This is a genomic window from Galbibacter marinus (assembly GCF_000300875.1).
Classification (GTDB): domain Bacteria; phylum Bacteroidota; class Bacteroidia; order Flavobacteriales; family Flavobacteriaceae; genus Galbibacter; species Galbibacter marinus.
In genome coordinates this window covers 43,535-67,095 of record NZ_AMSG01000005.1, presented here as the reverse complement: position 1 = coordinate 67,095, position 23,561 = coordinate 43,535, and the positions used below count along the sequence as shown (strand labels likewise).

12 protein-coding genes and 1 tRNA gene are annotated in these 23,561 nt (G+C 37.9%); 10 read left to right on the top strand and 3 right to left on the bottom strand.

Going from position 1 to position 23,561, the window contains the following annotated elements:
* The first annotated feature begins 32 nt into the window (after positions 1 to 32).
* From I215_RS05720 to I215_RS05695, 6 genes are all read left to right on the top strand, one after another.
* A complete protein-coding gene (locus I215_RS05720) occupies positions 33 to 758 on the top strand; it encodes a M15 family metallopeptidase (RefSeq protein WP_008991015.1) in 726 nt (241 codons plus the stop codon).
* 144 nt (positions 759 to 902) lie between these two features.
* Positions 903 to 1,370, top strand: a complete 468-nt coding sequence (locus tag I215_RS05715; RefSeq protein ID WP_008991014.1) for a DinB family protein — start codon at positions 903 to 905, stop codon at positions 1,368 to 1,370.
* 195 nt (positions 1,371 to 1,565) lie between these two features.
* A complete protein-coding gene (gene ccsA, locus I215_RS05710) occupies positions 1,566 to 4,802 on the top strand; it encodes a cytochrome c biogenesis protein (protein ID WP_008991013.1) in 3,237 nt (1,078 codons plus the stop codon).
* 232 nt (positions 4,803 to 5,034) lie between these two features.
* On the top strand, positions 5,035 to 6,204 hold the full coding sequence (locus I215_RS05705; protein WP_008991012.1) for a trans-sulfuration enzyme family protein: 1,170 nt from the start codon (positions 5,035 to 5,037) through the stop codon (positions 6,202 to 6,204).
* 52 nt (positions 6,205 to 6,256) lie between these two features.
* Positions 6,257 to 6,973: a bacillithiol biosynthesis deacetylase BshB1 gene (gene bshB1 / locus I215_RS05700; protein ID WP_008991011.1), complete on the top strand. Its 717-nt coding sequence runs from the start codon at positions 6,257 to 6,259 to the stop codon at positions 6,971 to 6,973.
* 63 nt (positions 6,974 to 7,036) lie between these two features.
* A tRNA-His gene (locus tag I215_RS05695) sits at positions 7,037 to 7,112 on the top strand.
* 294 nt (positions 7,113 to 7,406) lie between these two features.
* Here I215_RS05695 and I215_RS05690 read toward each other — a convergent pair.
* The gene (locus tag I215_RS05690) at positions 7,407 to 8,984 is read right to left on the bottom strand and encodes a M28 family peptidase (protein WP_008991010.1); all 1,578 of its coding nucleotides are present in this window, start codon (positions 8,982 to 8,984) and stop codon (positions 7,407 to 7,409) included.
* 333 nt (positions 8,985 to 9,317) lie between these two features.
* Between I215_RS05690 and I215_RS05685 the strand changes: the two genes are divergently transcribed.
* From I215_RS05685 to I215_RS05670, 4 genes are all read left to right on the top strand, one after another.
* Positions 9,318 to 14,396 (top strand): translocation/assembly module TamB domain-containing protein, encoded by a 5,079-nt coding sequence (locus I215_RS05685; protein WP_008991009.1) that lies wholly within the window; start codon positions 9,318 to 9,320, stop codon positions 14,394 to 14,396.
* Entirely contained in the window at positions 14,377 to 16,677 is a 2,301-nt protein-coding gene (tamL, locus tag I215_RS05680) for a translocation and assembly module lipoprotein TamL (protein ID WP_008991008.1), read from the top strand. Before I215_RS05685 ends, tamL begins: the two co-directional genes overlap by 20 nt.
* Before the next feature lie 246 nt (positions 16,678 to 16,923).
* Positions 16,924 to 18,108 (top strand): DUF5009 domain-containing protein, encoded by a 1,185-nt coding sequence (locus I215_RS05675; RefSeq protein WP_008991007.1) that lies wholly within the window; start codon positions 16,924 to 16,926, stop codon positions 18,106 to 18,108.
* Between the two features lie 3 nt (positions 18,109 to 18,111).
* Positions 18,112 to 19,161 (top strand): family 20 glycosylhydrolase, encoded by a 1,050-nt coding sequence (locus I215_RS05670; RefSeq protein ID WP_008991006.1) that lies wholly within the window; start codon positions 18,112 to 18,114, stop codon positions 19,159 to 19,161.
* Between the two features lie 10 nt (positions 19,162 to 19,171).
* Here I215_RS05670 and I215_RS05665 read toward each other — a convergent pair whose 3' ends face one another.
* Together I215_RS05665 and I215_RS05660 are read right to left on the bottom strand one after the other, a co-directional pair.
* On the bottom strand, positions 19,172 to 20,479 hold the full coding sequence (locus tag I215_RS05665) for a TolC family protein (protein ID WP_237738929.1): 1,308 nt from the start codon (positions 20,477 to 20,479) through the stop codon (positions 19,172 to 19,174).
* Positions 20,480 to 20,489: 10 nt separating this feature from the next.
* Positions 20,490 to 23,561 (bottom strand): efflux RND transporter permease subunit, encoded by a 3,072-nt coding sequence (locus I215_RS05660; RefSeq protein WP_008991004.1) that lies wholly within the window; start codon positions 23,559 to 23,561, stop codon positions 20,490 to 20,492.

Here is a 23,561-nt window from a genome sequence, read left to right as displayed (position 1 = left end):
TTTTTAATTACATTTGAAAAACACCTTTTCGCATGAAATTAATTTTTGTACTCAGTGTCGTTGGTCTTTTGTTTGGTTGTAAAGAGGCTACGCAGAAAGAGTCTAGTGAAAAAACAACCCCTAATGCTATAGATACCATTGCAGTAGTGGACACCACCGCTAAGGTTGAAACAATTCAGAAAAAACAAGTCCCTGATTTAAATTCACTTGCTGATACCACCTTTGTCCGTCTTAAGGATTACAGTGACGATTTTGTATATGATATGCGTTATGCAACAGAAAACAATTTTCTAGAAGCTCAGGTGTATGATTGTGGGGAGTGTTATGTTCGTGCTATTACTGCCAAAGCTTTGATTAAAGCCAATAAAGCCTTTATGAAGCAGGGGTACCGAATTAAATTCTTTGATTGTTACAGGCCTCATGATGTGCAAAAGAAAATGTGGGCCATTGTTCCAAATCCTACTTATGTAGCGAATCCTGCAAAAGGGTCTATTCACAATAAGGGAGGAGCTGTGGATATCACCTTAACAACATTAGATGGGGAGCAACTCAACATGGGGACGACCTTTGATTTTTTTGGTAGAAAGGCAAGACACGCCTATCAGGATTTACCCAAGGAGGTTTTGGAAAATAGAAAGCTGCTAAAGTCTGGCATGGAGGCCTATGGTTTTGGAGCGATTACCTCAGAATGGTGGCATTATAATTATAAACCTACCCTGGGATATAAGGTGGCTAACTTTCGTTGGGATTGTAATTAGGGTGAAACGTACAATTTCAGTAAAAAGAACTTTTGTTTATTTGGTTGGAAATGCCACTATTCCAAATTTCACTTTAACCTAAATTGAATTAGAATGATCCTGCTATTTGCTGTTACAAACTAAAATTCAATTAAATCAAATCTTATGAGAGGATCAGTAGAAGGAAAACGAATGTATGGTCTGTTTGAGGACCTGTATGATGGTGAGCCTTGGTTAGGGGTGAATATGATGTCTAACTTACGTAAAATATCAGCTTCTCAAGCTGCTGCTCGGCCTTTGGAGAACTGTAACACTATATGGGAGATCACTCAACACATGATACTGTGGAGGGAAAATGTCTTGGAACGATTACATGATAAAGTACTGATGAGTCCAGAGGATAATTACATTGAAAAGGTGTTGGATACCTCCTCTGGGGCCTGGGAAGCAGTGTTGCAGGAGTTGAAAAAAAGTCAGCAAGATTGGAAAGCTTATCTGGAAAATGTTAGAGAAGAAGAACTCAACAAAGTGTATGGGCCAAATAACCAAGATTACTACAAACACATCCATGGAATTCTTCAACATGACGCATATCATCTTGGTCAAATTATATTGCTTTTAAAATTTGTTTAGAGGTGGGTTTTGTAGCATTATAACATAATTTTAACTTGAATTTTTAAGGGAAAAACAAGGGTTTAAATGAAACTAGGATATTTTTGTTTAAAAGAACTTAAAAGAGCATTAATTAAATGAACATTTAACGTTTAAACTGCCAAAAAGACCTTATTTTTGCCATCTGAAAATCAATTGGTAAAATCAGCATAACTCATGTTAGAATCCCTTAAGAAAGTTCTATTCTCTACACGTTTAATGGCCATCCTTTTTGTTGTATTTGCAGTCGCATTGGCCATGGGTACCTTTGTCGAAAGTTGGTACAATACAGAAACCTCAAAAATTTGGATATATAACACCTGGTGGTTTGAATTGATCATGCTCATTTTTGTGATCAATTTCTGCGGGAACATCAAACGATATAACTTAGCTAAAAAAGAAAATTGGCCAGTTTTATTACTTCACCTATCATTTATTATAATTTTAGTTGGTGCTGGTATTACTCGTTATATTGGTTACGAGGGAATTATGCCCATTAGAGAAGGGCAAACTGTCGATTACATGTTGACCCAGAAAAAGTATGTTTCGGTACTAGTGGACGGGGAAATTAACGGTGAACCAAAAAGAAAGTCGTTGCAAGACGAGATAATGATTTCTAAAATGGGTCGTAAAACTTCTCTACCTTGGAAATCTGACTTTAACGGACAGGATTTTAAAATATCATACGCAGGCTTTATTCAAGGGGCCGAAGAAGGTCTAGTTGAAGCTGAAAACGGTGATACCTATTTAAAGATCGTGGAAGCTGGTGGAGGAGATCGACATGATCACTATATCAAAGAAGGGGAGGTTACCAATATACACAATATTCTATTTGCTTTAAATAAGCATACTCCAGGAGCAATCAATTTAACTATCTCAGATTCTGTAAGTACGATAGACCCACCTTTTGAAGGTACGTTTTTACGTATGGCAGACCAATTTCAGGGAGAGGTATTTAAGGATAGTGTTCAAGGGCTTAAATACCGCTCATTGTATTCCATGGCTGGGATGCAGTTTGTTTTTCCAGACCCTGTAATAAAAGGCCACTATGGTATTGTAGAAACGGAAGAGAAAATGCCAAACCAGGCGGATGCTTTGATTTTAGATGTCACAACAAATGGAGAAACTAAACAGGTTAGACTCCTTGGTGGTAGTGGGATTATTAGTAAACCCGAGTCCATTTCAGTAGGTGGTTTGGATTTTCATCTGAGTTTTGGTTCTATTAAGGTTCAACTTCCTTTTAGTATTACTCTTAATGATTTTATCGCCGAGAAGTACCCTGGGACAGAAAAAGGGTATTCTTCTTATATGAGTAGAATTACGGTGAATGATGAAAGATCTTTTGACTTTGATATTTATATGAATCACGTGCTTGATCACGGAGGACATCGCTTCTTTCAAGCGAGTTTTAATCCAGATGAAAAAGGAACCATTCTTTCAGTGAATCACGATTGGTGGGGAACTTGGGTAACCTATCTTGGTTATACTTTATTGTACATTGGTCTTATCGCTATAATGTTTGTGGGGAATACACGATTTAGAAAATTGTCTAAGATGCTTAAAAAGGTTAAAGCGAAGAAGGCCTCAATGACGGCTGTTCTTGCATTGTTTCTAATCACTAATACGTGGGCTCAGGTATTTGAGAATGAACCCAATAAACAGGAGCATGAGCACGCACATGTTCAAGAGGAAGAAGTAGAGGCTGTTGACCAGGCGCACCTGCATAGAGCACCTACTAAAGCTGAGGTCGATTCGATATTGAAAACCACTGTTGTAAGTAAAGATCACGCTGCTAAATTTGGTGCCTTGGTGATCCAAGATAGTGAAGGACGAATGAAGCCTGTTAATACATTTGCCTCTGAGCTTATGCGCAAAATACATGGTTCTGAGACCTTTAATGGAATGGACGAGAATCAAATTTTGTTGTCCATGTTACAAAACCCTCCGCTATGGTACAATGTAGAGTTTGTCTATATTACCAAGAAAAATGATAGTATTCGAAAAATTGTCAATGCACCAGAGGATCAAAAATATCTAAAAGCAGTCGACTTTTTTGAAGGTCTTGAATATAAGTTAGGTCCCTATTTAGAGGAGGCCTATAGTACCAATACGCCTAATCAGTTTCAAAAAGACTTTAAAAACTTTGATTTAAAACTTGGACTTTTAAACCAGGCTTTGGGTGGAAATATTTTAAGGATATTCCCATTACCTAATAATGAAAATAATAAATGGATTTCTTTGACCGACTATCACAAAGGTGACTTTCATGTTACCGATAGTCTTTATGCGAATTTCATCAATAAGTCATTATCGTTCTACTTAATGACTCTTGAGAATGCTAAACGCACTGGTAATTACGATCAGGCAGATCAGTTACTTGAAGCCTTTAAGCAGAATCAGAAAAATTACGGAGGGGAGGTGATGCCATCTGATCGTAAAATTGAAATGGAATTGATGTATAATCAATACAATATATTTGAGGAGCTTTTAGTATGGTATTTACTTGTTGGTATTATCATGTTCACAGTGGTCATCCTACAGGTGTTTAAAGATAATTCGGTCTATAGAGCCATTATTACAATTGGGAAAGTGGGACTTCTGATCTGTTTTATTATACACACAGCGGGATTGATTGCTCGATGGTATATTAGTGGACATGCACCTTGGAGTGATGCATATGAGAGTATACTGTTCGTTGGTTGGAGTACTGCTGCCATAGGTTTGATATTTGCTAGAAAAAGTGATCTAACTGTGGCTTCCACGGCATTTGTTACGGCTATTATATTGTTCGGAGCGCACCTTAACTGGATTGACCCAGCTATTGCCAACTTACAACCTGTACTAGATAGTTACTGGTTGATGATCCACGTTTCTGTAATTGTTGGAAGTTATGGACCATTTACCCTTGGAATGATTTTAGGATTGGTCACCCTATTCTTAATGATATTCACTACAGAGAAAAATAAAAAGCGCATGGCTATCAATATCCAAGAGCTTATCATTATTAATGAAATGGCCTTGACTGTTGGTTTAGTGATGTTGACCATTGGAAACTTTCTTGGCGGACAATGGGCTAATGAGAGCTGGGGACGCTATTGGGGATGGGATCCAAAGGAAACTTGGGCACTTATCAGTATTATGGTTTATGCCTTTGTTATCCATATGCGCCTTGTACCTGGACTTAGAAGTAGATGGGCATTTAGTTTTGCTAGTGTTGTAGCATTTGCCAGTATTATGATGACCTATTTTGGGGTGAACTTCTACCTAGTTGGTCTACATTCATATGCTAGTGGAGATAAGGTTATAACACCTGTATCAGTGTATTACTCCGTGGTATTTGTATTTGTAATTGGTGCCATCAGTTATTGGCGATTTAAGAAAATGTATTCTAAAACCAATCGGCGTATAGATTAATCATATATATATCGTTACTCATCTGGTCCTTAAGTTTGGGTGAGTGACGAATTTTAGTTTTAAATTTTATAGAAGTAGGAGTGGCATCTCCTACTTTTTTTATTGTACAGCTATTGTACCCTGAGTTTTGCTTAAGAGTATTATCACAAAATCGGCGAATAGTTCTTGTAAGTTGGATATTTAATTAAAGACAAAAGCTTTAACTTTGGACTTTAAGATCAAAAAAATACTTATGAAAACCGAAAATTTTAAACTCAACACCATCTGTACACATGTAGGCGAGCTTGAGGATAAACAATTTAAAGGAGCCGTTTCTCCCATATATCCCTCAACTGCATATGCATTTGAACATGTGGATCAAAAGCGTTATCCACGATATTTTAATACACCAAATCAACAAGCATTATCTAAGAAATTAGCAGCTTTAGAGTATGCGGAATCCGCACTTATTTTCGGTAGTGGAATGGCGGCTATTAGTACCACCATGCTTGCTTTTCTTAAATCAGGTGATCATGTTGTTCTTCAAAGAGAGCTTTACGGAGGGACACATAATTTTATAGTACAGGAATTCGAGCGATTTGGGATCCATTATAGTTTTGCTCCAGGTAGAAGTGTGAAGGATTTTGAAGAAGTTTTTAAGCCAAATACCAAGCTTATCTATATGGAATCTCCTTCAAATCCATTATTATCTGTGGTGGATATTCAAGCCATTGCATCCCTTGCAAAATCAAAAGGGGTATTGTCGTTGATTGATAATACCTTTGCCTCACCAGTTAATCAGAATCCGATCAAACTTGGCGTTGATTTGGTAATTCATAGTGCTACTAAATACCTAGGTGGACACAGTGATATTTTGGCAGGGGCTGTTTGTGGTAGTAATGAGCATATAGAAAAGGTGCATTCTTTGGCGGTTAATCTTGGAGGTACATTGAGTGACTACACTGTATGGTTGCTTGAGCGCAGTATTAAGACCTTAGGGGTTCGTGTAAAGGCTCAGAATCGAAATGCGAAGAAGTTAGCTAAGTATCTAAGTAAAAACCAGGCAGTTTCAAAGGTTTATTATCCAGGGCTGGTATCACATCCAGATCACGCTATTGCCAAAAAGCAGATGAAAGGGTATGGAGGGATGTTGTCTTTTGAATTAAAAGAAGATATCGATGTTTCTAAATTCTTAGATGCTTTACAGATTATTAAGCCTGCAATGAGCTTGGCGGGAGTAGAGAGTACCATATTGTCACCAGCACAGACATCACATTCGTTACTTACCGCTCAGGAAAGAGAACAACAAGGTATTAGTGATAATGTCCTGAGGTTTTCTGTTGGAATTGAAGACAGAAAAGATTTAATTGCAGATTTTGAGCAAGCCGTTGCGAAGGTAAGAGCACAACAATTAAAGGTATAATAGGTTCTTGGTTTGCCTGACAATTTAATATTACATTATATAAAATACAAGCATGAAATTAGACATTCTGGCATTTGGAGCGCATCCTGACGATGTGGAACTAGGTTGTGGAGCTACTGTAGCCAAAGAAATTTCACTAGGAAAGAAGGTTGGTATAATTGATTTAACCAGGGGGGAGTTAGGAACCAGAGGTTCCGCAGAAATTAGAGCCATAGAGGCTGAGAATTCAGCTAAGATACTTGGTGTAGTAGCTCGAGAGAACTTGGGATTTGCTGACGGATTTTTTGTCAATGATATGGAGCATCAATTGAAAATTATTGAGATGGTGCGTAAATATCGCCCAGAGATTGTTCTCTGTAATTCCATTGATGATCGTCATATCGACCACGGGAAAGGGAGTAAGCTAGTCAGTGATGCTTGTTATTTAAGTGGTCTAGTAAAGATTCAAACAAGTCACCAAGGGGAAGCTCAAAGCCAGTGGCGTCCTAAAGTTGTTTATCACTATATACAATGGAAGAATTTAAAGCCTGATTTTGTAGTGGATGTCAGTGGTTTTATCGATAAAAAAATGGAGTCAATCAAGGCTTATTCATCACAATTTTACGATCCAAATAGCAAAGAACTTGAAACGCCCATCACAAGTAAAAACTTTTTTGACAGCGTAGATTACAGGGCTAGGGACCTTGGTAGGCTGATTGGAGTGAGTCACGCTGAGGGGTTTACTGTAGAGCGATTGTTGGGTGTGAATGAGTTAGGTAATATTATATAAAAAAGATACTATTTTTCTTTGCAAATGAGGTAAATTAAATTACATTTGCATCCGCAATTATACGGTGGTTGTAGCTCAGCTGGTTAGAGCGCTGGATTGTGGTTCCAGAGGTCGCCGGTTCGAACCCGGTCTTCCACCCAAATGCATAAAGAGGCTCCTTTTTTTAAGGAGCTTTTTTTATTTTATGATTTTCCTTTAAAAGACAAAAAGGGACTATCCATTTCTACATGCTTCTTAAGTAATCATGTTTCATTAGATCAGATACGTCATTTACATCAATTTTCTGAGCATCTTTAATTTATCGTTTTCTCTTACTGTCACAATCTTTGGAAAATAACCCAGGTTTCTTGGTAAGTAGGCATAAAAAAAGTGTTTCTTCTAAAATCAGAAAAAACACTTTATCAATATGGTATCTTACTTCTTTTGGTTGCCCTTATTCTTTAGGAGCTTTATCTACCACAAGACGCTCCGGTCTATTGGCAACTTCCCAAGCGGTATGGAATACCAGTCTTGTTCTATTCTCCAATAGATCGTAATTGATCTTATCTGGAGTGTCCGTTACTTTGTGATAGTCCTCGTGAGTTCCGTTAAAGTAGAATATAATTGGAATATTGTGTTTTGCAAAATTGTAGTGGTCACTTCTATAGTAAAAACGATTTGGATCATTTTCGTCATTATAAGTATAATCCAATTCGATTTGCATGAACTCATCATTTACCTCTTCTGATAATTCATGAAGATCCGTACTTAGTTTATCCGATCCGATAAGGTAGATATAATTTCTATCACCATCTCTTTTAGGATCTATTCTACCAATCATATCGATGTTAAGATCGGCTACTGTATTTGCCAATGGGAAAATAGGATTGTCAGTGTAGTACTGTGATCCATAAAGTCCTTTTTCCTCTGCTGTAACATGTAAGAAAACAATGGATCTTTCTGGACCGTTGCCATCTGCTACTGCTTTTTTAAATGCTTCAGCGATTTCTAGCATTGCAACAGTTCCACTTCCGTCATCATCTGCTCCATTGAATACATCTCCGCTTGGATCAACACCAACGTGATCAAGGTGAGAAGAAATATAAACATATTCTTCTGGTTTGCTTTTTCCTTTGATTATAGCAACTACATTTTCAGAATCTACATCTGTAGTAACACTTTTAATGTTCAAGGTTATTTGCTCTTGAAGGTCTTTTGCTGTATGGTTACTGTCGATCTCAGGATAAATCTTAGTAGCTACATCTTTATTTACGAAAATATAAGCGATTTTTTCTTCGTCGCTTTTAAGTACCATGTTTCCACCACCGTCAGCCTGGATAAAGTGATCGTATCTGTTTTTTGAACGACTGTAATACACATCATCATAATAGATAATTCCTTCTGCTCCTTTAGCTGTAGCAATATCTACTCGTTTGCTTAGGGTTTCTCTCCAATTAGACCAAACACCTGGCTGATCACTTCCAGTTAGCGTATAGTTGCCATTTTCATCTTTTGGTTCCCCTAATTTGATAAGGATATATTTTCCTTTTACATCAATATTAGAGTAATCTGAATACCCGTCAGTCTCGATACCGTACCCAGCGTATACAATATCATACGATTGGTTTGGTACAGTTGAGAAGGTAATTATACCTTCTCCTAAGGTGTAGTCATTTCCTCCTACAGCGATAGATCCACTAGGGATGCCATTGATTTCTAATGGAACTTTTTGGAAATATTCATCTGTTCCTTGTGCTCCTGGTACATTGATGTCTTGGTAGTGATTTTTAATATACTCAACCGCTTTCTTTTGTCCAGGTTCTCCTGTATTTCTTCCTTCAAACTCATCTGAAGCGTAGATATAGAGGTGTTTTTTCAAATCCTCTTGAGTGATGGTTTCTGCGTAAGAAATCCTTTGTTCTTTAGTTACTCCCTGATCCTGGACTTCACTTTTGCTTGTATTACTGTCAGTGTGCTGCGCACTATTACATGACATGGCTATAAATAGCCCTGCGAATAAAATTTTATTCATCTTTAGATTGTTATTTAGCGTGTTATTTTCCAAATATAAGTTGACTCTTTGATATATTGGCCATTTTTCCTCTAATTACTTGTTAAAATTGCCATTTTTCACTCAGATAATGTCTTGTAAGGGTGCTAATTCGTTGTTTTTAAGGTTATTATGAAGTCGTGTCACTCTTAATCTTCTGGATAATTTTTTGTTTTAATTATAATCCCCTATAACGGGCAAAACGATACATAAGTTTTTTGTTGAATTCAAAATAACTCATGCCTTTTGTTTCCGCAATTACCTGTGTATATTTGTAAGTACCCTGAACCACCACTTTTAAGGTTTTAATGTGGTATGTTAGATAAAAAAAAATTTACTAGACCCAAATGGCTTAACGTATTACTGCGAGTAATTGTGGTACTTATTCTCATTTTTGCAATGCTTATCATTTTCATTCAAAGTAAATGGGGGCAGGATATCATTGTTTCTAAAGCTGTAAACTATCTGCAAGAGCAAATCGGAACACATGTTTCAATTGATAAATTATATCTCACCTTCTCAGGAAACCTCTCTATTGAAGGTTTGTATTTAGAAGATCAAAAAGGGGATAGTTTGATTTATTCAAAAGACCTTCAAGTTTCACTAGCGCTGATGCCCTTAATTCGGGGAACTAAGATCCATATTAAGGACCTAGATTGGGACGGACTTATTGCCAATGTACATATGGATTCTCTGGGTACTTTTAACTTTGATTATATTCTTGAGGCATTTGCAAGTGAGGATACCACTACCGTAGATACGACCTCCACTATGGTTTTTCAACTTGACCACTTGGATTTCCATGATTTTAGGCTCAATTATCAGGATGAACAGCAAGGGATGATAGCAGATTTGAAGTTGGGAGTATTAGGGGTAGAGATGGATGAGTTTAACTTAGAAAAAATGCATTTCGATGTCAAAAGTCTAGAATTTAAAAATAGTAGACTACATTATATGCAAACGAAGGTCTTGCCATCGGACACCACTGAAATTTCGACCAATGAGCAAGAGGAAGCTTTACCAACTTTAAAAATACAAAACCTGGATCTAGAAAACCTTCAAATGGATTATAAGGTACCCTTACAAAACACATCGATAGCAATGCAGTTAGGGACATCCTCTTTAAAGGATGCGGATTTCGATCTCTCAGATTCTAGGATCTCCATAAATTCTTTTGGACTAGCAGACACCCAAATTAATTACACGGACCTATCTACAACTAAAATTGAGAAGGACACTGTAATGGAAGTAAACAATACTCCGTTTAAGTGGCCAGATTACCAGGTAGAAGTAGGAGGAATCTACTTAGTGAATAATAAAATTCACTTTAAAAATGGGGTGGTAGAGCCGCATAATGATTTTAATGCATCGGATCTTCAAATAGAAGATTTAAATTTTACAGCTCAGCAATTATCCTATAGACCTAAGGAGCTTAATGCAAATGTCGAAGAGTTCACTTTTAAAGATGGGCAGCGTTTTTGGTTGAATAATATCGCTTTCCATTTAGAGGTGGATGATAGGGTGGCCAGTTTAACGAATGTTGAATTATTAACCCGCAGAACTAGCATCAATGGGGATGCCTCCCTTGAGTATGCCTCCATGGATGCCCTGATAAATAAGCCAGAATCCGCTTTTATTACTCTAAATATACCTTTTGCTCTGGATGTATTGGATTTAAGCTATATTCAATCTGAACTTTTAGAGAACCCATATATAAAAGCGTTAAGCTCGGCCCCATTACAGGGTAGGCTTGTATCAAGAGGAAGTTTGGATAACCTAAAAGTCGACTCTTTCTTACTACAATGGCAAAATAGCCATGTAAGCCTAGATGCAGTGGTTACATCTCTTTTAGAGACTGAAAGGATGTATATGGAGATTCCTAATTTAGAAATTGAATCAACAAATGCAGATATTTATAGATTTTTACCACAGGAAGAATTAGGACTTGATTTGCCTGAGAGTCTGAAACTCAGTGGAAGTTTATCAGGTGGAATGGAAGAAGGGACCGCGGATCTGAACCTTGATTCCTCCCTAGGTAATTTGTCTTTGGCTGGGAATTTTTTGTATTCCGATGCCGTTTCCTATGCTGTGGATTTACAAACGCATCGATTAGATCTTGGACGTATCATACAAGATCAAAAACTTGAGCCAATTACAGTATCACTCAAAAGTATGGGAGCAGGGACTTCTTTAAATAACATAACAGCCTCACTTACCTCCGAATTTGATTCCCTTGTATATGCAGGGTATGATCTTACCCCATTAAAGTTAAACGGCCAAATCACCCAAGGAGAAGGAGATCTTAATTTAGCATTTACCGATGATAACCTCGATCTTAACACCGTTGTACAAATGCAATTAGACTCTGTAAATTCTGTGATTGATTTAGAGGTAGATCTAAAAGGGGCTAATTTATACGAGCTCGGACTTACTAAAAAAGACCTGCGAACGGCTTTTAATCTAAATGCTAATTTTCAAGGAGATTTGGAGAATTTTACCCTTGAGAGTCACTTAAATGATGGGGTAGTAGTGGCCGATAATAATTCTTATGATATAGGGGTGATGGAGCTCAATGCTGATGTTTCTCAGGATCAAACAAATTTTAATATACATCACAATATTCTCCAAGGCCAGTTGCGTTCAAATGTAAATCCGCAACAACTCACCAGTGCTATTAGTTCCTATATTAAAGGGTTTGAGAGTGACACTATAATTGTGGATTCTACTTTGACAGGTATAGATGCCATTGTAAATATGCAATTTCAAGTTAAAAATGGGCCGATTTTAAATAGGGTACTCCTTCCTGGTTTAAACGCCATGGACACCATTTCATTAGCGTTGGATTTTAATCAGAGTGAACAATTACTTTCTACTTATCTGGATATCCCTCATTTAAATTACCAGGATAATGAAATACATAATTTCAATCTGGATATCACAGGGACTCAGAGGTTATTGGAACTCGATTTGAATTGGTCAGGTGTAAGCGCAGGACCAGTGGATATGGGAGATACAGAACTAACCGGTGTTTATCATGGGAGAAATCTATCGCTGCGATTTAAAAGTATGGATTCCATAACTCCTGTGGTGGATGTAGGTTCTGAAGTTACTTTTAAAAATGACAGTATTCATTTTAAGATTGATCCTTCTGGACTAACCTTAAACAAGCAACCTTGGTTTATTCCACTGTCCAATGAAATTATTTATTCGACCGATTATCTGAGTGTTCGTGATTTTAAACTAAACCATGCCTCCCAGCAAATCACCCTTGAGAACAAAGAAGCCCCAGAAGCAGCGGTGGCTTTGCAATTGGGTTTTGAGGACTTTGATTTAGCCACGGTGATGAACCTTCTGAATCCCAATGAATCTATTGTAAAAGGGGTGTTAAATGGTCAATTAGAGGTGGAGCACGTATTTACTCAACCAGGATTACAGGCTGATTTAGCTATTGAAAAATTTGAAGCCCTTCAACTTCCTCTAGGAACCTTATCAGTAAAAGCCCTGGCAGATCAGGACCATAGATATACTCTTGATCTTTCTCTAAAGGATGGTTATTTGGATTTGGATATGGGAGGGAATTACACGGCCATGAAAGATGATGGTAAGTTAGACTTTACAATTGATTTTAATCAAATCCAAGTAGAAGCTTTGGAAATACTTGCCCAGGAGTCAATCTCAAAAGCAACTGGTTATATTACTGGAAAGGCTCGTATTTCAGGGATGGTTTCCGATCCGAACTATCAAGGTGAATTTGAATTTCATCAACTTGGACTTGTCCCAACTACCCTGAGTACTGAATTTAGGTTAGAGGATGAAAGTGTGCGTTTTGAAAATGACGGATTTTATTTAGATGCTATCGCAATTACTGATGAGCAAGGAAATGCATTTACTCTTGATGGTACTATTGGAACTGAGCAAATCACTATACCGAATTTCGATTTAGTGATCAAGGCGGATCATTTTAAAATTCTACAAGCTACCAAGGAAGAAAATGAACTCTTCTTTGGTGATGTAAGTTTAAGTACGAATTTAAGTATCACAGGGGATATGGAAATTCCAATTGTAAGAGGGGATTTGAGTATCGATCAGGGTTCGAGTTTTACCATGGTTGTCCCAGATTCCGAAGTGGAAATCAACCGCAGAGAGGGTATTGTTGTTTTTGTAGACAAATCCAATACCAATACCATTTTAACGCAAGACCAATCCGCCTCAGAGAGGGCTAGTTTGATGGAAGGTTTTGATCTGGATGTAGCCTTAAAGGTCGATAAAAACTCAACTATTAAAATTATCATGGATAAACGCACAGGAGACAATTTGCAGGTTACTGGAATGGGGGAGTTCTCCCTTTTAATGGATCCCAATGGCAGAATGAATCTCTCTGGTCAATACGAGGTAGAGGATGGACATTATGAGGCAAGTTTATACAATATAGTAAAAAGAAGATTTGATATTGCCTCTGGCAGCCGTTTGACGTGGAGTGGAGATCCACTAGAGGCCCAATTAGACCTCCAAGCTATATATAACGTAGAAACTTCGGCATCTGCACTTATGGCTACACAAACCGTTGGGGTTAGTGAGGATGTCATGCGTTCTTATCGTCAGGAATTACCCTTTATGGTGTATTTGAATATAGATGGAGAACTATTATCTCCTGAACTGTCATTTCAGCTCGATATGCCTGAGGAAAGTCAAGGTGCTTTGGGTGGAAATGTGTATGGGTACATACAGCAACTCAACAACCAAGAGGAAGAATTAAACAAACAGGTATTTTCTTTACTTGTTCTCAATAGATTCTTCCCAAGCTCAGGAAGTGATGGTAGCGCAGGAGGGCCTGCCTCTATTGCAAGGGACAATGTTAATAATGTGTTGTCCGATCAATTAAATTCCTTTTCCAGTAAATTAATGGGAGATACGGGGGTGGATTTAAATTTCGGGCTAGATAGTTATACGGATTACCAGTCTGCAACCCCTCAAGAGAGGACCGAGCTCGATATCAATGCTTCTAAAAGCTTGTTTGATAATCGACTCGTTATACAGGTTGGAAGTGAGGTGGATATTCAAGGTGGCAGTAGTGAGCAAGGCAGAAACGCACCTGTAATAGGTAATGTGGCTTTGGAATACTTAATTACAAAAGATGGGCGTTATCGTCTTAGAGGGTATCGCAAAAATCAATTTGAAAGTGTGGTGGATGGTGAACTCATCGTAACTGGAATTTCACTTATTTTCAGTAAGGAATTCAATAAATTTAAGGAATTGTGGGAGCGTGAAATGAAACAGGAACTTGAAAAACAAGCCACCCAAGCAAAGGAAAAATCAAATGATAGCACAAAGGTGAAGGACTCAAAGAAGCAGGAAAAAACGGATATTAGCAAAGATGAAGCAAGTTATAGATAACATAATAAAAAGCCATAAGCAACTCTTAATGCTACTGTTTGCGGGATGTCTTTTCTCCTGCAGTGTTAAAAGTTATATCCCAGAGGATGAACTCTTGTACACTGGTGCTGAAATTCAGGTCAATTCCCAAAGTGACTCTATTGAATTACCTCGAGCGATTAAAGATGAGTTGGAGGAGCTTTTAAGACCTGTTCCAAATTCTAAATTTTTAGGCATGCGTTTAGGGTTGAGGTCTTACTATAGGGCGCAGAGGGAAGATCCAGGTTTTATCAATAAATTTTTCAACAAAAAAATTGGAGAAGAGCCTGTTTATTTGTCGGATGTCGATAGGCAAAAAACCGAAGAGCTGATTAATAATCGTCTGGAAAATAGAGGTTTTTATAGGAATCTTGTTGGCAGTGGTAGCGAAATCAAAAAGTATACGGCTTCTGTGGATTACACTGTTCAAATCAATGAACCTTATCGTATTGCAAATTACTCCTTGCTCCAAGATTCTACCTTAGTCTTTAAGCATATAGCACAATCCCTACCAAATAGTCTGATTTCAACTGGGGACCGATTCGATCTTGACTTGTTTAAAAACGAGCGGGAACGTATAGACACTTATATGAAGTCCAAAGGCTTCTATAATTTCAATGATGACTTTCTGCTCTTTGAAGCAGATACAAATCAATATAAAGGAAAGAAGCTTGACTTGTATCTCAAGCTTAAAGAAGAAACACCTTTGGCCTCTAAGGTGCCCTATAAGCTTAATTCCATAAAGGTACACGCCAATTACTCAGTTGACACAGAATCACAGCTAGCAGATAGCGTGCAATATAAAGGAATCACTTATATTCAGCATGGCGATTTCTTTAAGCCAGAGCGCCTCGCTCCTTTTATTTTATTAGAAACTGGACAGTATTATAATCCTATAACCTCTAAATTTACCAGTAACCGCCTATCTAAAATTGGAGTTTATAAGTATACTTCCATTCGTTATGACCAAGTCAAGCCACCTATAGAGGGGGATAGCGTAGCCTTATTGGATGCTTCTATTTTTTTATCTCCCTTAAATAAGCATGCCTTAAGAGCTGAGCTTCAAGCCAATTCTAAGTCGAATAATTTTGTGGGGCCTGCTCTTGCTTTAACTTATACTAATAGAAATTTGTTTAAAGGTGGTGAGATTTTTAGCACTACTGCCCGCTTTGGTTTTGAACAGCAAATTGGAGGTGAAGGTGATAATTCAGGTGCGCGAAGTTTGCAATTAGGGTTAAAAACGGATTTGATATTTCCTCGAATATTATTTCCTCTTAAATTGGACTTAGGATTTGATTATGAAGTTCCAAAGACAAAGATTTCTACAGCAATCGAGTACTTGAACCGACAAGACCTATATCGCTCCATTTCGCTTTTAGCTGGTTTTGGGTATACCTGGAATGCGAATGAGTATGTTTATCACGAACTAATTCCCATTAGCTTTAATTACAGTAGTCTTTCCAATACCTCCGAGGCCTTCGAAGAATTGTTGGCCGAAAACCCGTATTTAAGGAATAGTTTTGAACAGAAATTTATCGCTGGTTTGAACTATAGCTTTGTTTATAACGAGGTGAATGACCTTCAAAAGCGATCTCCTATATATTTTGCAGCTAATTTTGAGATTGCAGGGAATGCCTTAAGTCTAATCAGCGGTTCTGCTAATGAGAACGGCACCGAAAGTATTTTGGGAATGGAATACGCTCAGTACATCCGAACTGATATTGATTTTAGATACCAGTACCGATTTGATGATCAGCAGGCGCTAGTAGCTCGATTATTTGGCGGTATTGGCTATGCCTATGGAAACTCTATTAGTATGCCATACTCTAAACAGTACTACTCTGGTGGACCTTTTAGTGTTCGAGCTTTTAGAATACGTGCACTAGGGCCTGGAACCTATCAGCCTAATGCCGATAATCAGGAATTAGGAAGCGCTTCTTATATTGACCAAACAGGAGATATACGGCTAGAGGCCAATTTAGAATACCGTTTTCCTATTATGTCATTTGTAAAAGGAGCACTTTTTGCTGATGCAGGAAATGTATGGCTATTAAAGCAAAATCCAGCGCTTATTGGTGGAGAAATCTCTTCAGGTTTTATGAAAGAGTTAGGAGTAGGGGTAGGTGCAGGTGTGCGCGTTGATGTACAAGGTTTTGTAATTCGGTTTGATTTAGCGGCGCCTATTCATAAACCTTACCAAGATCATTATGATCTCGATCTAAGTAAACCAATCTTAAATTTTGCATTTGGTTACCCATTCTAAGTTAATGTATTGGTAACTAGCGACTAACAATATTTTGTATACTTGCGTTTTGTTTGTATTTTAGAACCTAACGAACCAACCATCAAAGTATAAAATGATACGAAACTACTTAAGTGAATTTTTCTCTACTTCAAGGCTGTATAAAAAAAAATTTGGCCATCACAAAATGGAAATACAGCACGATGAGACACACAAATTAGAACTCACGGTGAAGACTATTTGGTTTTTTGATAATTCACTTTTCTTATGAATTCCAACCGAATCATGTCCATCGACATCATGAGAGGCATTACGCTGTTTTTAATGCTTTTCGTGAATGATTTGTTTATTCCTGGAGTGCCTAAGTGGTTGGTGCATACACAAGAGTGGGAAGATGGAATGGGACTTGCTGACTGGGTGTTTCCTGGTTTTTTGTTTATGGTTGGGTTATCCATACCCTATGCCATGAAGGCTAGGAAAAATAAGGGACAGAGTAATCTTCGCCTGTGGAGTCATGTCATTATGCGAACACTAAGCCTTCTTCTGATAGGGATTTTGATGGTTAATATTTCCCGTGTAAATCCTGAGCTTACAACGATCTCCTCAGAATTATGGGCATTATTGGTCTATAGTTGTATCTTTTTACTTTTTAACCGCTATCCAAAGCCTTCAAAAAACACTAAGATATTTAGACTATTAAAAATTCTAGCCGTAGTAGCTTTATTTGTTCTTGTGGCCTTGTTTACCGCAGGTACGCCTGAGAACCCAGAATGGCTTCAGACAAGTTGGTGGGGGATATTGGGTCTTATTGGATGGGGTTATTTAGCGGCTGCAGCTACTTTTTTAGCTCTTCGTGGGAGCTTTGTTGGGGTAAGTTTAGTTTGGTTGCTATTTTTGCTTTTAAACATATTCTCTCAGCTTGGTTTTCTTGAAGGTCTCAGTCCCATGGAGCCATTTATTGGTGTTCTACTATCAGGTAGTATACCTTCCATTGTATTAAGTGGACTAATTGTTGGAATGTTGTTAAAAAAGTACAGCACAACTACGACAAAACTCATGGGTGTTCTGGTTTGTGTAGGACTGTTTTTCCTTATATTAGGCCTTGTTTTACACCAGTATTTTATTGTATCTAAACTTCTTGGAACCCCAAGTTGGGTGATGTACTGCAATAGTATAAGTGTATTTTTATTCTGCTTGTTATATATGATAGTGGATGTTTTTAAAATAATGGGATGGGCCAAGATATTTTTACCAGCAGGACAAAATTCTTTGACCACATATTTAGCACCAGATTTTATATACTATACTGTTTGGGGATTGGGGTTGCAGGTGTTTTTTTATAAGCAATCTGAATCAGCAATTCTAGCTGTTGGTGGCTCACTGGTGTGGGCATTTCTTATGATAGGTTTTGCAACCTTATTATCAAAAATTCATATTAAACTTAAACTATAGACTATGCGATTTTATCTAGTCATCTTATTTTTTATAGGGTCTTTTTCATATGGGCAAGAGCAGTTACCACTTCGAGGACTAGCAATTGCTGCACCTTCACCAGAGCACGTGGATCGCTTCGTCGATTTTATTGATGCCGAGTTAAGTCCGATGGGGATTAATACCCTTATACTTCGAGTAGATTATAATTTTCAGTATACCTCTCATCCAGAGCTTGTAGATGAGCATCCTTTATCACAGGACCATGTGGATAAATTAGTAGAAATCTGTGCTAAACATAACATTACTATTGTTCCACAGATTAATCTTTTAGGTCATCAATCTTGGGCTGAAGAGATAGGAAAGTTGTTGGAGGTTTACCCACAGTTTGACGAAACTCCCGCGGTTAAAATGCCAGAGCAATACCAGTGGCCCAATGATGATGGTTTGTACTGTAAGAGTTATTGTCCACAGCATCCAGATTTACATAAAATTGTTTTTGCCCTAGTAGATGAGGTCATGGAGGCCTTTAAGGCAGATGCATTTCATGCGGGTATGGATGAGGTGTTTTACATAGGTGAGGATAACTGCCCAAGATGCTCAGGTATGGACAAAGCCGAATTATATGCAGCAGAGGTTACTAAAATTAGGAATCATTTAGCATCTAATGGGAAAAGGCTTTGGATTTGGGGTGATCGATTAATAGATGGAAAGTTAACTGGATTAGGTATGTGGGAGGCAAGTATGAATTCTACTCATAAAGCCATAGATTTAATTCCAAAGGACGTGTTTATCTGTGATTGGCATTACGAACGTGCGGATCCGACAGCGGTTTATTTTGCAATCAAAGGTTTTGATGTAGCAAGTTGTTCGTGGCGTAATCCACAGGTTGCCATAAAGCAAAAGGAACTTCTGAATAGCTTTAGATCCTCAGCCACCGATGCTATGAAATCTAGGTATCAAGGTATGATACAAACCGTATGGGGAAGCCCACAGAGTTTTATGGATTTATGGGCGCAAAAGGATCTTGAAGCACCCAATGAGGCCAACACAATGAAAGCCCTATTTAACTAACAGGCTGAACCTACATGGGTAAAATTCCAGAGAGTGCTTTTAATGAAATCTCTGATAATTTTGCTTTAAATATAGCATTACTATGTCTTAATTGCGCATTAATGTAGTTAAGTTGAGCTGTCCTAAATTCAATTGTGGGAATAATTCCGATGCGATATTTTTCCATAGTTATTTCCAAATTCTCTTTAGCCATCGATTCGTTCTTGTGTTCTAGCGCGATGAGTTGGAGATTTGTCAGATAGGTCTTATGAGCAACACTCAGTTGAGCAAGTAACGTTTTTTCTTGTTGTTCGATGAGAAGTTTGCTATTGTCAATTCTCAGTTTTGCTATCTTTTCACTTCTATTTTGGTTAAAGCCGTCAAAGATATTTAGGTTTACACCAACCCCATATCGCAATCCATGAGATGATGAATTTGTTGTAAAGCCCAAGCTCGATTCTGATTCGCTAAAATTATAAGAAGTTGTGGCGATAACAGTCGGGTATCTGGATGCTCTAATTTCTTTAAACTTTAATTTAGCTATTTTATTTTGAATTATATAGCTTAAAAGCTGTGGGTTGTTCTCTGATGCCATTGCTTCTAGATCTGGTAAAAACAGGCCGCTGTCAATTTTGATCTCTGGGGCTACAGTATAATTGGCATTGATGTCTCTAGCAAGTAATCGGTTTAAGACAACTTTTGTGTTGGCATACAATTCCTTTTGTTCTAAAAATAATGTTTGATCGGTGTTTAAGTCAACTTCTGCATTGAGCACCTCTAATTTTGAAGCTTTTCCGATGTCGAATCTATTTTGAGCTAAAGTCACTCGTTGTTTTGAAATCACCACAGTGCTATCTAAAGCAGCGAGTTGTTGCTGTTGTTGTACCAGATCATAATAGGTTATAAGTACTTCACTTAAATTATTGATAATGGCTTCTTTAAGCTCATTGCTCCCTAAGTTTATCTGTTCTTTTAAACGCTCATGGGTAGCAAACATTTTAAAACCATCAAAGAGTGTCCAGCCTAATTCTAGGCCATAATTCAAGCTATTGTTTTTGGCGTCGTCTTGAGAGTTTACCGTGCCGTCTGAGCGGGTCTGCTCTAAATTTTGTATACTGTTGTTATCATCTAAAAAGGCATTGACTCTTGGTAGCATACCAGAGAACCCAGCACTATGACTAAGACTGTCGATGCTAAGTTCATTCTTAGCCATCCGGATCTCATAATTGTTTTCAAGAGCAAGAGAGATAGCCTGTTCTGCTGAGAGAATTTCCTGGGAATACCCCAGTATTGAACAGGTTCCAAAAAGTAGTACTATGATATATTTATAACTAGACATAGGGGTTAATTTAACTAGCTTCATAAGCTGTTCTAATTTTCTTTTTACCAGACCACATTGCGTAGATGGCAGGGATGATATATAAGGTTAGCATCAGAGAGAACATCGTTCCTCCGATGATGACCACTCCCATTCCAATTCTACTAGTGGATGCTGCTCCAAGGGATAATGCGATTGGCATTGCACCAAGAGCAATGGTTAAACTCGTCATTAATATTGGTCTTAAACGTGAAATAGCTGCTTTGTGAATGGCTTGTTCCTTAGGCATGCCTTCCTCTCTGAGTTGATTAGCAAATTCAACAATTAAAATTCCATTCTTGGTCACGAGTCCAATTAACATAATTGTCCCAATTTGACTAAATATATTCCAGCTTTGACCAAATAGCCAAAGTGAAAATAGTGCTCCAGCTACAGCCATTGGAACTGTTAGTATGATTATAAATGGATCGATAAAACTCTCAAATTGTGCCGATAATATTAAAAATATCAGTAGTAATGCCAAACAAAACGCATAGAGTGTATTGGAACTACTCTCTACAAAGTCTCTGGACTCTCCTCCTAAATCTGTGGTAAAGGATTCATCGAGTACCTTGTCTTTAATTTCGTTCATTGCTGCAATCCCATCTCCTATACTTTGTCCGCTTGCCAAGTTGGCCGAAACCGTTGCAGACATATAGCGGTTGTTGTGAAAGAGTTGAGGTGGACTACTAAATTCTGTGGTAGTTACTAAGTTGTCCAGTTGGATAAGTTGCCCCTGATTGTTCTTGACAAAAATAGAGGTAAGATCCGTTGGAGTTTGTCGATCTGCTTTATCGAATTGACCAATTACTTGATATTGTTTACCATTTCTAATAAAGTACCCAAAGCGCTGTCCGCTTAAGGATAATTGTAATGTTTCAGCCACATCTTTTACGCTCACACCAACACTTTCTGCCTTTTCTCTATTGATGCTTACATAGAGTTCAGGTTTGTCGAATTTTAAATTCACATCGACATATGAGAAGACTGGATGATTTTCTGCCTCCTTCATAAAAAGAGGTATTTTTTCTTCTAATTTTTCAAAATTTGGTGCTTGTATAATGTATTGAATCGGTGGGCCACCTCTTCTGTTTACTGCAATTGTCGGGGTTTGCGAAACACTTACCTTAGCTCCGTGATAGTTCTTAGTCCAGTTGCTTAAATCAGTGGCGATTTCTTCTTGGGAGCGTTCTCGAAGACCAGGTTCAACTAAGGCAATATTTGCTCTTCCACTGTTTACTGATGAGGTGCCAAAGCTAGGGGAAGTAAGAATCAAACTTACTTTTTTCTCTGGAACCGAATCGTTGATAAGGTTGGTGATTTCAGTCATATACTGATCCATGTACTCATAAGAGGAGCCCTCTGGAGCAGTGACGTTCAAACTGACATAACTTCTATCTTCGTAGGGTGCTGTTTCTTTCTTTAGCAAGGAGTAAAATAACCCAATCATGATTAGACATAAAAATAGAATTGGGAAACTGAGCCATTTTCGTTTCATGAAACTCCCCAAAGATGAGGCATAACTATTATTCATGTTTACGAAATAACGCTCTGTTACCAAGTAAAACTTAGAATGTTTTTGCTTTCCTGTTTTGATCATATATGCATTGAGCATAGGGGTAAGGGTGAGGGAAACAAATGCCGATACCATGACCGCAGATGCAATCACCACCCCAAATTCTCTAAATAATCGTCCTACGAATCCTTCTAGGAAAATCACAGGAAGGAATACTGCTGCCAAGGTAACCGAAATGGAGATTACAGCAAAAAAGATTTCTTTTGCTCCTTGAATAGCGGCATCGATAGGTTTGAGTCCTTCCTCTATTTTTTTATAGATGTTTTCTGTAACCACAATTCCATCGTCCACCACCAGTCCCGTAGCTAGAACAATAGCTAATAGAGTTAGTACGTTGATTGAATAGCCCAACATCCACATGATAAAGAAAGTAGCAATCAGTGAAACAGGGATATCAATAAGTGGCCGTAGTGCCATAGACCAGTTCCTAAAGAAAATAAAAATGACCAGGATTACCAGTACAATGGAAATCATTAAAGTTTCAACAACCTCACTTACTGCTTTACGGACAAAGGCAGTATCATCAATAACAACATTTAGAGTATAGCCTTGAGGTAAATCCTTTTTTAATTGCTCAAACTCTTGATAGAATTCATCGGCAATATCCAAATAATTAGTTCCAGGTTGAGGAACAATTGCAATGGCTACCATGGGTTGACCTGAGTCACTCATTTTGGTCTCCATATTTTCTCCTTCTAAGGAGGCTTTTCCAACATCACTTAAACGAACCACTGTGCCGTTTTTCGCCAAAATGATGATGTTGTTAAATTCTTCTTCACTGTCTAGATTACCAATGGTTTTGACGGTTAACTCCGTGTTCTGACCTGTGAGTTTTCCAGAGGGTAATTCGACATTTTGTGCAATAAGGGCTGCCTTAACATCGGCTACCGTAGCGCCATAAGAAGCTAGTTTCATGGGGTCTATCCAAAGGCGCATTGCATAACGTCTTTGTCCCCATATTTGGACACTACTAACACCAGAGATAGTTTCTATACGCTGAGCAATGACATTTTCAGCATAATCAGAAAGTTCTAAAATGTTTTTGGTGTCGCTTTGAATTGTCATTGCGATAATACGCCTAGCGTCGGCATCTGCTTTGGATACCACAGGAGGAGCATCAATATCCTCTGGTAATCTTCTTACCGCTTGGGATACTTTATCTCTTACATCATTTGCGGCCTCCTCGAGGTCTTTACCAAGTTCAAACTCGATATTAATCCTACTTGCACCTTGTATACTTGAAGAGCTTATATTTCTAATTCCATCAATGGAGTTAATGGATTTCTCTAAAGGTTCTGTGATCTGAGATTCTATGATATCGGCATTTGCACCAGTGTAGTTGGTTCGTACCGATACTTGAGCAGGATCAATGGATGGAAATTCTCTTACGCCTAGAAAAAGGTATCCTATTATCCCAAAAAGGATAATAAATATATTCATTACAATGGTAAGCACAGGGCGCTTTATACTAATAGTGGATAGGTTCAT